This is a genomic window from Streptomyces hirsutus (assembly GCF_001418415.1).
Taxonomy (GTDB): domain Bacteria; phylum Actinomycetota; class Actinomycetes; order Streptomycetales; family Streptomycetaceae; genus Streptomyces; species Streptomyces hirsutus.
On the sequence record NZ_LIQT01000473.1, the window covers coordinates 1 to 13,591 of the forward strand.

General features: G+C 71.6%; 15 protein-coding genes. 9 read left to right on the forward strand and 6 right to left on the reverse strand.

Going from position 1 to position 13,591, the window contains the following annotated elements:
• Positions 1–82: 82 nt before the first annotated feature.
• On the reverse strand, positions 83–1,177 hold the full coding sequence (locus tag AOK11_RS31245) for a baeRF3 domain-containing protein (RefSeq protein WP_055597058.1): 1,095 nt from the start codon (positions 1,175–1,177) through the stop codon (positions 83–85).
• Between the two features lie 68 nt (positions 1,178–1,245).
• The gene (locus AOK11_RS31250) at positions 1,246–2,835 is read right to left on the reverse strand and encodes an alpha/beta hydrolase (RefSeq protein ID WP_055597059.1); all 1,590 of its coding nucleotides are present in this window, start codon (positions 2,833–2,835) and stop codon (positions 1,246–1,248) included.
• Positions 2,836–3,053: 218 nt separating this feature from the next.
• Here AOK11_RS31250 and AOK11_RS43105 point away from each other — a divergent pair, with 218 nt between their 5' ends.
• Positions 3,054–3,269: a hypothetical protein gene (locus AOK11_RS43105; protein WP_157869489.1), complete on the forward strand. Its 216-nt coding sequence runs from the start codon at positions 3,054–3,056 to the stop codon at positions 3,267–3,269.
• Positions 3,270–3,314: 45 nt separating this feature from the next.
• Here the strand turns inward: AOK11_RS43105 and AOK11_RS31255 are convergent, their stop codons facing one another.
• Positions 3,315–3,800, reverse strand: coding sequence for a nucleoside deaminase (locus AOK11_RS31255; protein ID WP_055597060.1), 486 nt, complete (start codon positions 3,798–3,800; stop codon positions 3,315–3,317).
• A gap of 117 nt (positions 3,801–3,917) precedes the next feature.
• Between AOK11_RS31255 and AOK11_RS31260 the strand changes: the two genes are divergently transcribed.
• Positions 3,918–4,742, forward strand: coding sequence for a GNAT family N-acetyltransferase (locus AOK11_RS31260; RefSeq protein ID WP_055597061.1), 825 nt, complete (start codon positions 3,918–3,920; stop codon positions 4,740–4,742).
• Between the two features lie 213 nt (positions 4,743–4,955).
• Here AOK11_RS31260 and AOK11_RS31265 read toward each other — a convergent pair whose 3' ends face one another.
• From AOK11_RS31265 to AOK11_RS31275, 3 genes are all read right to left on the reverse strand, one after another.
• The gene (locus tag AOK11_RS31265; protein ID WP_055597062.1) at positions 4,956–5,219 is read right to left on the reverse strand and encodes a GlsB/YeaQ/YmgE family stress response membrane protein; all 264 of its coding nucleotides are present in this window, start codon (positions 5,217–5,219) and stop codon (positions 4,956–4,958) included.
• 159 nt (positions 5,220–5,378) lie between these two features.
• Entirely contained in the window at positions 5,379–5,819 is a 441-nt protein-coding gene (locus AOK11_RS31270) for an SPW repeat protein (RefSeq protein ID WP_055597063.1), read from the reverse strand.
• 82 nt (positions 5,820–5,901) lie between these two features.
• The gene (locus AOK11_RS31275; protein ID WP_055597064.1) at positions 5,902–6,885 is read right to left on the reverse strand and encodes a LysR family transcriptional regulator; all 984 of its coding nucleotides are present in this window, start codon (positions 6,883–6,885) and stop codon (positions 5,902–5,904) included.
• 137 nt (positions 6,886–7,022) lie between these two features.
• Between AOK11_RS31275 and AOK11_RS46895 the strand changes: the two genes are divergently transcribed.
• The 7 genes from AOK11_RS46895 to AOK11_RS31305 all read left to right on the forward strand — a co-directional run.
• Positions 7,023–7,106: a putative leader peptide gene (locus AOK11_RS46895; RefSeq protein WP_350851021.1), complete on the forward strand. Its 84-nt coding sequence runs from the start codon at positions 7,023–7,025 to the stop codon at positions 7,104–7,106.
• Positions 7,107–7,286: 180 nt separating this feature from the next.
• Positions 7,287–8,405 (forward strand): dimethylsulfone monooxygenase SfnG, encoded by a 1,119-nt coding sequence (gene sfnG / locus AOK11_RS31280; RefSeq protein ID WP_055597065.1) that lies wholly within the window; start codon positions 7,287–7,289, stop codon positions 8,403–8,405.
• A gap of 76 nt (positions 8,406–8,481) precedes the next feature.
• A complete protein-coding gene (locus tag AOK11_RS31285; RefSeq protein WP_055597066.1) occupies positions 8,482–9,699 on the forward strand; it encodes an acyl-CoA dehydrogenase family protein in 1,218 nt (405 codons plus the stop codon).
• A gap of 153 nt (positions 9,700–9,852) precedes the next feature.
• The gene (gene ssuE, locus AOK11_RS31290; protein WP_055597067.1) at positions 9,853–10,413 is read left to right on the forward strand and encodes an NADPH-dependent FMN reductase; all 561 of its coding nucleotides are present in this window, start codon (positions 9,853–9,855) and stop codon (positions 10,411–10,413) included.
• Positions 10,410–11,603 (forward strand): SfnB family sulfur acquisition oxidoreductase, encoded by a 1,194-nt coding sequence (locus AOK11_RS31295; RefSeq protein ID WP_055597068.1) that lies wholly within the window; start codon positions 10,410–10,412, stop codon positions 11,601–11,603. Before ssuE ends, AOK11_RS31295 begins: the two co-directional genes overlap by 4 nt.
• Positions 11,604–11,628: 25 nt before the next feature.
• Positions 11,629–12,777, forward strand: coding sequence for an LLM class flavin-dependent oxidoreductase (locus AOK11_RS31300; RefSeq protein WP_055597069.1), 1,149 nt, complete (start codon positions 11,629–11,631; stop codon positions 12,775–12,777).
• A 266-nt stretch (positions 12,778–13,043) separates the two neighbouring features.
• The coding region (locus AOK11_RS31305) for a glycoside hydrolase family 19 protein (RefSeq protein ID WP_276204856.1) at positions 13,044–13,591 on the forward strand (548 nt) is incomplete at its 3' end.

Genomic DNA, 13,591 nt, shown 5'->3' on the forward strand with positions numbered 1-13,591 from the left:
CCGGCCGGGCACCCCGGGACGGGACGGGCGCCTCGCGAGGGGACGCGCGGCAGCCCCTGGGAGCCCGCCCGCCCCGCCTCTCTCAGTACCGCAGTACGCCCGCGATCCGCTCCGCGTCCCCGAGGGCGCCGTCCGGGACGAAGCGGACCTCGGCGCCCGTCTCCAGGCACTGCTCGACCAGCTCGTCCACGATGTCCTCGCGGGCGTCCAGGTCGCCGGACTCGGCGGCGACCAGATGCTCGCCCGCTTCACGCACCGTCGCCCGGAAGTTCTCCTCGACGGCCAGCAACTGGACCCGCCCCTCCCTGGTGTTCTGCCACAGCTCGTCGACCCCGGCCGCGAACCTCTTGCGCCCGCGGGCCGTCTCCAGGGCCCGGCGGACGCCCTCGGTGCTCTTGCGGGCCTCGCTCTCGAGCACGGGGCGCAGGGCCTGCCACACCGCGTCGGGCGTGCCGTGCGCGAGACCGCCGTGCTGGACCTGCACCGCGTCCCGGGTCACACCGCCGGCCTCGCCCAGCAGGGACAGCGCGGCCGGCTCCCCGGTGATGTACAGAGGCCGCGGATGTTCACGCAGGATCGCGCCCATCGCGGTATCGGCCTCGCGCAGGAACCGGCGGGTGCCTTCGTCCCGGAAGGCGCTCGGCTGGTCGCCGACCTGCTCCAGGCGCTCGGGATCGAAGTTCTCCACGGCGCGGGTCAGCGGGAAGCCGCCGGCGTGCTCCTCGGTGACCCGGTCCGTGCCGCCGTTCCACAGCGTGACCCGGTCCGGGGAGACGGACAGCGCCCAGAAGGGGCGCTCCGCCGTGTGGGCGGACACCAGGTTGCGGGTGAGGAAGGTGTCCGAGAGCACCACGCGCTCCGGCACCGACCGGGCGAGCGACCACACCTGGTGCTCGCCCGGAGCGGCGAAGATGACCAGGCCGTCCTCGGCGTGCGTCAGGTCGACCTCGGCCAGGGCCCGGTCGAGCTGCAGCTCCACCTCTCCACGCCGGTCCCGGGTGACCGCCGGATCGGCCTCCAGCTGCTTCTTGGCCTCGGCCACCACATTGCGCAGCCGGACCGGATCCTGGGCGTTGAGAGGCTCGCGCCGGTGTGTCGGCGTCAGCACCGACACCGCGGGGTAGGGGCGCGGGCGGCGAAGCTCGGCAAGGGTTGCGGGACTCAGATCGTGCTCCATGACAGCACCATAGAGCCGAATCGCGGATCGGGCATTTGGGGCATCGGGTGCGCCGTCCGGGTGCGGACTCATGGGCGGGCGTCGTCCTCGGCGCCGCAGGAGCTGCCGCTGGGCGGCAGGGTTCCGTAGAGGAGGAAGTCGTCGATCGCCCGGTGGACGCAGTCGGACGACCCGTAGCCGGTGTGGCCCTCGGCCCGGTTGTCCAGCACCACGGCCGACGGGCCGAGCCGTTCGGCCGTCTCCACCGTCCACCGGTACGGCGTGGCCGGGTCGCCCCGGGTGCCGACCAGCAGCATCTTCGGAGTGTCGACGTCCTTGACCTTCTCGCGGATGAAGTCGGTCCCCTTGGGACGGCCGTGGCACATCAGCACCTGGGCGAGCCGGTGGCGTCCGAAGACCGGGGAGGCCTCCTCGTAGGCGGTGCGCAGCCGGCCGAGGTCCCGGGTCACCTGCTCGGCGGCCGGGCGGTCGGGATCGTCCGCGCAGTTCACCGCCATCAGCGCGGCCGGCAGATTGTCCAGCGGCACCTGCTCCTCGTCGACGAGCGGATCGTCGGCGCGATGCGGCAGGGGGAGTGTGACCCCACCGGTGGCGAAGGCCTCCACCCCGCGGGTGTCCCCGTCCTCCATCAGCGCCGCGAGCGCCCGTTGCAGCAAGGGCCACAGTTCCCTGCTGTAGAGGCCCTGGCCCAGGGCGACCACGAGGTCCTGGCCGGTGAACGCGTAGCCGAAATCGGTCGGTACGGGGTTCTCGTCGAGCGAGTCGACCAGCTTCACGGCCGACTCCCTCGCCTTGCGCGGGTCCTGGCCGAACGGACAGGCGATGTCCTCGGTGCACCAGGTCAGGAAGTGCTCGAGCGCGGTCTGCTGGCCCCGTACGCTCGCCAGCCCCTGTTCGGCCAGTGGTTCGGTCAGCGTGTCCACCCCGTCCAGCACCAACCGGCCCACCTTCTCGGGGAACTGGGCCGCGTACACCGCCGCCAGCCGGGTTCCGTAGGAGAAGCCCAGGTAGTTGAGCTTCTTGTCGCCGAGCACCTGCCGCATGACGTCCAGGTCCCGTGCGACGTTCACGGTGCCGATGTGCGGCAGGACCGGGCCCGAGTGCTCGGCGCACTCGGCGGCCACCTCGCGCAGCCGGGCCAGCGTTTTCCTCGGATCGGAGATGTCCTCGCCGCCGGTGGCCTCCAGCGCCTGACCCGTGGCCTCCGTGCCGCAACTGACCGGTGCGGATCGGCCGACCCCGCGCGGGTCGAAGGACACCACGTCGTATTCGTCGGTGAGGCCCATGAACTCCTTGCCGCCGTGGGCGAGTCCGAGGACGCCCGAGCCGCCCGGCCCGCCGAAGTTCAGCACCACCGAGCCGCGGGGGTTCCCCGTGCCGGGGTAACGGGCGAGGGCCAGTTCGAGGGTGCCCCTGTCGGGTTCGGCGTAGTCGACCGGGACGGTGATCTTCCCGCACTGCAGGTCCTCGGGCAGGTCCGCGCCCTCGCACGCCGACCACGTGATCCCCTGGTCGTAGAACCGGTCGAGGCCGGGACCGGGGCCTTCGGCGGCGGCCGCCGGGAGACCTGTGCCCAGCAGGGCCAGTCCGGCCGCCCCGATGACCGCGCAGCGCCGGACCGGGAGTCGCATGGAGAGCTTGGAGAGCTTGGCCAGCATCGATGCCTCCAGGGGCGCCCCACAGCGGACCGGGAACCGGCGCCCTCGATCACGATACGGGGACCCCACCGGCCCCGCCTGTCGGCCGGACCGCACCCTGCCGTGCCCGGCCCGGCGCACTGGGGTCCGTCACCTCCTGTGTCTGTTCGGCAACCGGTGCCGGAGTTCGAGCGACGGGCGCTCCACGGAGTGAACGGTGTGCGACTTTCGGACAAGCCATGACCCGGTCGGCGCACCCGCGTTCTCCCCGCCCCGGGACCCGAGGCGTACGCCGCCGCGCCGGCCGCCCCGCCGGCTCGGGCGCCCTCGCCGCAACGGGCGGGGACCAGACCCTCCCGGTCCTCGCCCCCGGAGTGGCGCTCTTCCCCGGCGGGACCGCCCTGCACCGCCGCTCCCGCCCGGGAGCGGAAGCGGGCGCGGGCGCGCAGGCCTGAGGCCGACGGGGACAGGACCCTTGGGCGGCGACGCCCCGCGCCGGGTCAGCCGCCCGCGCGGTGGAACCTGTGGTGCAACTCCCGCACGGCCTCCGTCAACCCGGGGACCGGCCCCTCCACGGTCACGCCGGGGGCGATCTCGCGCACGGGCAGCGTCCGCACCGGCGGTGCGGGCACGCCCAGCTCGGTGAGCCAGGACGCCAGCTGGGCGGAGGAGGCGACGTACACGATCCGGCCGAGGCCCACCCAGGCGTGCGCGGCGGCGCACATCGGGCAGTGCTCGCCGGAGGTGTACACCGTGGCGGCGGCCCGCTCACCGGGCGTCATCCGGGCCGCCGCCCAGCGCGCCAGCTCGAACTCGGGGTGCCGGGTACGGTCCCCGGAGGCCACCCGGTTGTGGTCCTCGGCGAGTACGGTGCCGTCACCGCCCACCAGGACCGAACCGAACGGCTCGTCCCCTGCCTCCAGCGCCTCGGTGGCCAGCTCCACGCAGCGACGCAGATACGGCAGTTCGGTGTCCTTCACGGCCATGGGGCGAGGCCTCTCTCCCGGGGAATGGGTCGACGGCAACCCTATGCGCGGTCGTCGGGCCGACGCGATGCCGAATCCCGTTGCCCGGCCGGGTGGGCCCGTGCTGGGGTGTGCCGTATGGATCACGCCGCGGTACTCGCCCTGTTCGACCGTGAGCTGCGCGAAGGCGCGCGGCCGGACGGCCCCGGCGCCCGCGTCGAACGCATCGGCCCGGTGGTGCGCCAGACCGCCCCGCGGCACGGCTGGAACGGCGTCGTCTGGTCCGGCCTGCGCGGGGCGGCGGAGACGGGGGAGCGGCACGAGGGCGGCCCGGACCCGCGCGGGACGGATGCGGACGGCGTGATCGCCGCGCAGATCGCGTACTTCACCGGACTGAACCGCGCGTTCGAGTGGAAGCTGTACGGCCATGATCTGCCCGCGGACCTGGGGCAGCGGCTCGTGGCGGCGGGGTTCACGCCCGGCCCCGAGGAGACGCTGATGATCGGCGAGATCTCCGGGCTGCGCCTCGACACCGAGCCTCCCGAGGGCGTCCGGATCGTACCCGTCACCGACCGGGCGGGCGTCGGCCTGGTGGCCGACGTGCACGCGAAGGCGTTCCGGAGCGACGCCTCCTGGCTGCGGCGCCAACTGCTCGACCGGCTCACCGCGGCGCCCGGCACCGTGGTCGCCGTGGTGGCCCTGGCCGGCCGGGAGCCGGTGAGCGCGGCCCGGATGGAACTCGTGCCCGGCACCCGGTTCGCCGGACTGTGGGGCGGGGGCACCGTCGATGCCTGGAGGGGCAGGGGCATCTACCGCACGCTGGTGGCCCACCGGGCACGGGTCGCCGCCGAGCGCGGGTACCGCTACCTCCAGGTCGACGCCTCCAGCCAGAGCCGCCCGATCCTGGAACGCCTCGGCTTCGCCCCGCTCACCACGACGATCCCGTACGTGTACGGCCCGTAGTCGCACGTCGCACGTCGCACGCCCTGGTCACCCCGGGCCTCGCACGGACGCCGCTGGGGCGCACACGAACGGGTCCGGTGGGCCGCACCCTCGTGGTGCTCCCACCGGACCCGTTCCGGACCCGTTCCGGACCCGTTGTCCGTCATCAGTCCACGTGCGTCCGTCCGCGTGCGTCCGTTCGTGCGTGCTTGTCCGCGCCGACGGCCCTCGCCGTCAGCGGCGCGCCTTCACCCGGTCCAGCGCGGCCACACCGAACGCGGCGAGGCCGATCTGGATGAGCCACTCGACCCAGTCGACGCCCTTGGTGTCGGCCACCCCGAACGCCGAGGCGATCGCCGAGCCGATGAGCGCGGCGACGATGCCGACGAGGATCGTCCACAGAATGCCGATGCGCTGGCGGCCCGGGACCACGAGACGGCCCAGGACGCCGATGACTATGCCGATGATGATGGCACTGATGATGCCGCCGATCTCCATCTCGCCCCTCCTTTTCGGAACCTCCGCTGCAGCGCTTGTGCCCGCGGACGGCCAGGGCAGTCCCCCGCGGCCCGGCTTTTCCCGGTCCGGACAGGGGAAGGCCGGTCCACGGGGACGCGGACCGGCCTGCGCTCGAGGGTTTCCCTCCCGGGGTGCCCCCTAGGTCCTCGAGGTGCTCCTGGACGCCGTGCCGACGCACATGATGCCGAGCAGCAGGGTCAGGGCGCCGATGACGATGTTGTTCCAGACGATGCCCGCGTCCGGGTTGGTGCCGACGATCCACGGGGACACGATCATCCACACGCCGAGGGCGCACATGGCTCCGCTGAGGCCGTACATGCGCGCCGGCGCGGCGGTGAAGCCGAGGGCGAGCAGACCGATCGCAATGCCGACGATCAGGTTGTGGGGCGCGAGTGCGGGCTGGCTCGTCGTGTAGTGGAGTATCCAGGGGGACACCGCACAGTAGAGGCCGAGCAGGAAGACCGGCCCGTCCACCAGGACCACATCACGACCGCCGAGCATGCGGTCGTACCGTGCCCGCATTTCTGGAGCATCGGGGTGGCTCGTGATGTCACCGCGGGGATGCGAGACGTTGGCCATGAGTCGTCTCCTTTGGCTGGCAGGTCTGACCGCTTCTGGGGTGGTATGCGGCAAGCGTCGCTTTAGCTCATTCTGCGCTCATTCAAGCTTTATGTGTAGAGGTCGGAATGGGGGACCCGCCCCGAGTCGCTCCGTCCCCCTCTGCCCCGTGGGTCCGGCCGATACCGCCGCCCAGTCGCCGGGCCCGGCGCACGAAGGTGTCGTGCAGGGCGCGGGCCGCCAGCGGTACGGCTTCCGACCTGCGCCTTCGCAGCATGAGCAGCACCCGCGCCCGGTCGCCCGCCAGCGGCCGGCACACGATCGCACCCTGCCGTTCCAGCGGATCTCCGACGACACTGAACTCCGGCAGGACCGTCACGCCGAGCCCTTCGGCGACCATCAGCTTGCCCATCTCCGCGCCGTCGGTGGAGTACGCGAACGCCGGTGAGCGGCCCTCCAGGAGCCGGTGCACATAGCGGTGCATCACATAGCCCGAGCGCATCGCGATCAGGGGCTCGGTGAGCAGCTCGTCCGTCGACACCTCCGCCCGTGCCGCCAGCGGGCTGTCCGCCCGCAGGCACACCACGGGCCGACCGCGCAGCAGCTCGACGGACTCGAACTCGGCCGGCATGTCGTCGCCCTCCAGATGGTTCACCAGCCCGAGGTCGAAACCGCCCTCCAGCAGCGCCCGGTGGATGTCCGACTGCTGCGCGCCGACCACCTCGACCTGGGTGAGCGGATGCTCGGTCCGAAACTCCCGCACGACCGGCATCAACAGGGACACGGTCGCCGCGTTGACCGTGCCGACGCGCACCATCCGCCGGATGCGGTGCTGTTCGCCCGCTGCCGCGCGCAGCCGGTCCACGGCGTCCAGGATGTCGACGATGTGGGGCAGCAGCTCCTGCCCCGCCGCGCTCATCGTCGCTCCGGAGCGCTTGCGTTCCAGGAGATCCACGCCCAGTTCGCGTTCCAGATTCCGTACGGTCTCGCTCAACGCGGGCTGGGAGAGCCGCAGTTCCTCCGCCGCCCGGCGCAGCGAACCCAGCCGGGTCACGGCCGCGATGTATTCCAGCTGTTCCGTTCGCATGGCGACAGAATGGGGATGCATTACCGGCCTGTTCAAGGGTTTCCCTGTCACATGTTCGTGAAATTCAATGGTCCGTCATGCGAGAACGGTCGGGTTTTCCTTGACGGTGGCGACCGAGGGCTGCCACGATCGACGGCATGACGAAGCGACTGGACCTCACGCGGCGACGCCACGTCGACCTCGCGCGCGTTTCCAGCGCCTCCTGTCGCGTCGCGGCCTGATTCCCCCGATCCGCCGCCGCCCGTTCCGCACGTCGTAGCCGCCTTCGGGCCACCGGGCGTGATCTTCCCCTCACACCGTCCGGACTCCGCGCACTTTCGCGCCGAGTGAATTCGGCGTGCTCGCACACCTGCCTCACACCCTGACTTGCACATCTCTGCATTTCGCAACAGGAGTTCCGCATGCCCGCAGATCCCGTGAAATTCGCCTACTGGGTCCCCAATGTCAGCGGAGGCCTGGTCACCAGCACCATCGAACAACGTACCGACTGGGGATACGAGTACAACCGGGAACTCGCTGTCCTCGCCGAGAACAACGGCTTCGACTACGCCCTCAGCCAGGTGCGTTACATGGCCAGTTACGGTGCCGAATACCAGCACGAGTCCACCGGTTTCAGCCTCGCGCTGCTGCTGGCCACCGAGCGTCTGAAAGTCATCGCCGCCGTCCACCCCGGGCTCTGGCACCCGGGTGTCCTGGCGAAGTTCGGCGCAACCGCCGACCATCTGTCGAACGGCCGCTTCGCGGTCAACGTGGTCAGCGGCTGGTTCAAAGGAGAGTTCACCGCCCTCGGCGAGCCCTGGCTGGAGCACGACGAACGCTACCGCCGCTCCGAGGAGTTCATCCGTGCCCTGCGCACCATCTGGACCGAGGACCACGCCGAACTCGCCGGTGACTTCTACCGGTTGCGCGACTTCTCGCTCAAACCCAAGCCGCTGAGCACACCGGGGCGTCCGCACCCGGAGATCTTCCAGGGCGGCAACTCCACCGCCGCCCGCGCCATGGCCGGCCGGGTCTCCGACTGGTACTTCTCCAACGGCCGGAACCACGACGGGGTCGTCGAACAGATCGCGGACGTCCACCGGGCCGCTGCCCTGGCCGGCCGCAGGCCCCCGAAGTTCGGCCTCAACGGATTCCTCATCGCCCGCGACACCGAGGCCGAGGCCCGCGAGACCCTCCGGGAGATCGTCGCCAAGGCCGACTCCGAGGCCGTCGAGGGCTTCGGCGCCGCCGTCAAGCAGGCCGGCAGGTCCACGGCCGACGGCAAGGGCATGTGGCAGGACTCCACGTTCGAGGACCTGGTCCAGTACAACGACGGCTTCCGCACCGGGCTGATCGGCACCCCGGAGCAGATCGCCGAGCGGATCGTCGCCTACAAGCGGCTCGGTGTGGACCTCCTTCTCCTCGGCTTCCTGCACTACCACGAGGAGGTCGAGTACTTCGGCCACCGCGTCCTGCCCCTGGTGCGCGAACTGGAGGCGGCCCTTCCCGCCGCCACCGACTCCGTGCCCGTACGCGCCTGACCGCCCCCACGCACAACCCCCACGCACAACCCCACGCACAACCCGCACGAACACGCCGACGAGAAAGGCCGAACCGATGAGCACCACCACACCCGCCGACTGGCACGTCCGCCCCGCTCCGCGCACCGCCGAGGACTGGATCGCCCGCGCCGCGGCCGTCGCCGCGGTCCTCGCCACGGATGCCGCCGCCCGCGACCGTGCGGGCGACACTCCGTACGAGGAGATCAGGCTGCTGAAGGACTCCGGCCTCGTCACCCTGCTCGGCCCCGTCGAGCACGGCGGCGGAGGGCAGAACTGGATCACCGCCTACCGGGTGATCCGGGAGATCGCCAAGGCCGACGGCTCCCTCGGCCAGCTCCTCGGCTACCACTACCTGTGGAACTGGGCGGCCCGGCTGGTCGGCACCCGTGAGCAGTGGGAGCACGTGGAGGCGGAGGCCGCCCGGAACCGCTGGTTCTTCGGCGGCGCCGTCAACCCGCGCGACCGGGACGTCGTGGTCACCGAGGACGGCGACGACCTGGTCTTCACCGGCCGCAAGTCCTTCTCCACCGGCAGCAAGGTCTCCGACGTCACCGTTCTGGAGGGTGTCCTGGAGGGGACCGAGCAGCACGTCTTCGCGATTGTTCCCTCGGACAGCGCGGGACTGACCTTCCACGACGACTGGGACAACATCGGCCAGCGGCTCACCGAGAGCGGCAGCGTCACCATCGACGGGGTCCGCACCCCCTGGACGTCCGCGGCCGGATACGTCGACAAGCAGTTCCGGCCGCGCGTCTACAACACCCTCAACGTCCCCACCATCCAACTGGTCTTCGTCAGCTTCTACCTCGGCATCGCGGCCGGCGCGCTGGAGACGGCGGCCACCTACACCCGTACCAGGACCCGGCCCTGGCTGCACGGCGGCCACGACCGCGCGGTCGACGAGCCGTACGTCGTCGACACCTACGGCGACCTCACCGCGAAGCTGTGGGCGGTCGAGGCCCTGGCCGACGCCGTCGCCGCCGAGGGACAGAAACTGCACGACGACCCCGACGCGGTCACCGAGCAGGCGCGCGGCGACTTCGAGGTGCGGGTCGCCGCGGTCAAGGCCCGCGCCACCGACACCGCCCTGGAGATCGCGAGCCGCGTCTTCGAGGTGACCGGCGCCCGCTCCACCACCACGGCCGAGGGACTCGACCGGTTCTGGCGCGACATCCGCACCCACACGCTGCACGACCCGGTCGCCTACAAGCGCCGGGAGGTCGGACGCTGGGTCCTCGAGGGCGAACTGCCCGAACCCACCTGGTACTCCTGACGCCCCGGGGCGCCCGCGGGTCGCGGGCGCCCCGCGCCTCCCGGCCTCCGCACCTCGTGGTCTCCGGGTCCACCGAAAACCTCACGGGCCTGCGTGAGCCCAGAGTCGTGAGCCCCGAGCCTTCCGCATCCCGAGCCTTCCGAAAGAGGACCCATGGCCACCGTCCTGTCCGTCTCCGGCAGTCCCTCCGCCTCCTCCCGTACCAACAGGCTGCTGCGCCACCTGGACCAGCGGCTGACCGCGCAGGGGCACGAGGTGATCCCGCTCGACGTGCGCACCCTCCCCGCCGAGGCGCTGCTCGGCGCGGACTTCCGTCACCCGGCCGTCGTCGAGGCCGCCGAACTGTTCGCCCGTGCCGACGGCGTGGTCGTCGGCACTCCCGTCTACAAGGCGTCGTACTCCGGTGTCCTCAAGGCGCTCCTCGACCTGCTGCCGCAGTACGCGCTGACCGGCAAGACAGTGCTGCCGCTGGCCACCGGCGGTACCACCGCCCACGTCCTGGCCATCGACTACGCCCTGCGCCCGGTCCTGAACTCCATGGGCGCGGCCCACATCGTGCAGGGCTGGTTCACCCTCGACAAGGACATCACCGTGCACGACGACGGCTCGCTGGCCGTCGCCCAGGGCGCCGCCGAAGCACTCGCCCAGGTGGTAGACCAGTTCTCGGCGGCCCTGCGCCCCGCCACCCCGGCGACGCTGGCGGTCGCGAGTTGACCGGGGGCACCGCACACGTCGTCGCCGACGACGCGGAAGCACTCGCCGTCGCCGCCGCGCTGGCCGAGGAGTTCCGCGCGGAGGCCTCCGCGCGCGATGCCGAACGCCGGCTGCCGCGTGCGGAGGTGGACCGGCTCGCCTCGTCCGGTCTGCTCGCCGTCACCGTCCCGGCCGAGTACGGCGGGGCGGACGTGAGCCAGGAGACCCTGACGGAGATCTTCCGGCTGCTGGCCGCGGCCGACGCCAGCCTCTCCCAGATCCCGCAGAGCCACTTCGTCTACGTCAATGTGATCCGCCGTCAGGGAACCGTCCCGCAGCGCGCGTTCTTCTTCGCGGAGCTGCTCGCGGGCCGGCGCCTCGGCAACGCCCAGTCAGAGGCGGGCACCCGGCACGTCCAGGACATCCGCACCCGCCTGGAGCCCCGGCCGGACGGTTCGTACGTCCTCAAGGGCGTCAAGCACTACGCCACCGGGGCCCTCTACGCCGACTGGATCCCCGTCCTGGCCCGCGCCGAGGACGACAATCTGCACGTCGCCTTCGTCCCGCGGGACGCCCCGGGCCTCACCGTGACCGACGACTGGGACGGCATGGGGCAGCGGACCACGGCCAGCGGCACCGTGCGCCTGGACGGTGTCCCGGTGGCCGCCGATCGGATCTTTCCGCACCATCTCACCTTCCAGGGCCCGCAACTGCACGGAGCCGTGGCCCAGTTGCTGCACGCCGCGATCGACGCGGGAATCGCCGGGGGAGCACTGGCGGAGGCCGCCGAGTTCGTCCGGACGAAGAGCCGCCCCTGGTTCGAGAGCGGCTTCGACGCCGCGGCCGACGATCCCCTGCTCATCCAGCGGTTCGGTGAACTCGCCGTACGCGTACGCGCGTCGGAGGCGCTGCTGCGGGAGGCCGCCCGCGCCGTGGACACCGCCCGCTCCGGTCTCACCGACGCCTCGGCCGCCGAGGCGTCCATCGCGGTGGCCGCCGCGAAGGCGCACGCCGCCGACACCGCGGTCGAGGTGGCCGGCGCGCTCTTCGAGGTCGCCGGCACCCGCGCGGCCCTCGACTCCCTGAACCTGCACCGGCACTGGCGCGACGCCCGCACCCACACCCTGCACGACCCGGTGCGCTGGAAGATCCAGCACATAGGCCGGTACGTGCTGAGCGGAACCCCGCCGCCCCGCCACGGCCTCCTCTGACGAACGCACTTGATCGGAGCCCCTCGTGTCCCTCACCTTCCACTGGTTCCTGCCCACCAACGGCGACAGCCGCCATGTCGTCGGCGGCGGCCACGGCACCCCGGCGTCGGTCTCGGGCCGGGACCGGCCGCCGACCGTCGCCTATCTGAGCCGGATCGCCGGTGCCGCGGAGCAGCTCGGTTTCGTGGGTGCCCTGACCCCCACCGGCGCCTGGTGCGAGGACGCCTGGCTGACCACCGCCATGGTCAGCCGGCACACCGAACGGCTGAAGTTCCTGGTCGCCTTCCGGCCCGGGTTCGTCTCGCCCACACTCGCCGCGCAGATGGCCTCCACCTTCCAGCGGCAGACCGGCGGACGCCTCCTGCTCAACGTCGTCACCGGCGGCGAGAGCCATGAGCAGCGCGCCTACGGTGACTTCCTCGACAAGGACGCCCGTTACCGCCGAACCGACGAATTCCTCCGGATCGTAAGGGACTTGTGGGGCGGTGAGACCGTCAGTCTGGACGGGGAGCACCTGAATGTGCAGGAGGCGTCCCTGGCCCGGGTGCCCGACCCGGTGCCCGAGGTGTATTTCGGCGGGTCCTCGCCCGCCGCCGTGGAGGTGGCCGCCCGGCACGCCGACGTCTACCTCACCTGGGGCGAGCCGCCCGCGCAGGTCGCCGAGAAGATCGAACGGGTGCGGTTGGCCGCCGCCCGCGAGGGCCGCACCCCGCGGTTCGGCATCCGGCTGCACGTCATCACCCGTGACACCGCCGAACAGGCCTGGTCCGAGGCGTTCCGGCTGCTCGACGGATTCGACCGGGAGACCGTGCGCTCCGTCCAGGCCGGGCTCGCCCGGAGCGAGTCCGAGGGGCAGCGGCGCATGCTCGCCCTGCACGGCGGAAGCCGGGACGGGCTGGAGATCCACCCCAACCTCTGGGCGGGTATCGGGCTGGTGCGCGGCGGCGCGGGCACCGCCCTGGTCGGCGGCCACGACGAGGTCGTCGAGCGGATCAAGGAGTATCACGCCCTGGGCATAGAGGAGTTCATCCTCTCCGGCTACCCGCACCTGGAGGAGGCGTACTGGTTCGGCGAGGGCGTCCTGCCCCGCCTCGCCGCACAGGGACTGTGGCGGCACCCCTTCCAGGAGGCGGTGGAGCCCGCGGTCCCCGCCCAGGTGCCGTTCGCGCGATAGAGGAGGACGCGCGAAAGGGGGGTGACGGGACTTTTCGAAACGGTCAACCGGCTTTCACCAATAGGTAATTGACTACCCGAAACAGGGTTCCGGAGTCGGCCGGTCCGCAGACTTGACTGGTACAGACCAATGCGGTTGAGTGAATGCGACACCCCCCACCACGGCCGCCCCCACCCCGTGGCCGGCCCCGCCGGCGCGTGCGGCGAGACCCCGCTCCGGCATGCCCTCGCTCGGGAGCGGCCGTGTCCCGCATAGGAGTTGATCCCTTGTCGAGACGCCGCATTTCCTCCGTTCTGGCTGCCGTCGTCATCGCCGCCAGTGCGCCCGTGCTGCTCCCCGCCGCGACCGCTTCCGCCGCCCCCGCCTCGGCCGCCGCCGCGTGTTCCAGTTACCCGAACTGGGTCGCCGGGCAGTGGTACAACGCCGGTGACATCGTCCGCTACACCGACGGCCGCGCCTACATCGCCGAGCATGCCAACCCGGGCTATGACCCGATCATCAGTACCTGGTACTGGGAGCCGCACTCCTGTGACAACGGCCCCGGAACCCCGGTCGGCAACTTCGTCGTGACCGAGGCGCAGTTCAACCAGATGTTCCCGAACCGGAACTCCTTCTATACCTACAGCGGGCTGAAGGCGGCCCTGAGCGCCTACCCCGGCTTCGCCAACACGGGCAGCGACACGGTGAAGAAGCAGGAGGCCGCCGCCTTCCTGGCCAACGTCAGCCACGAGACCGGTGGTCTGGTGCATGTGGTCGAGCAGAACACGGCCAACTACTCGCACTACTGCGACTGGGGGCAGCCGTACGGCTGCCC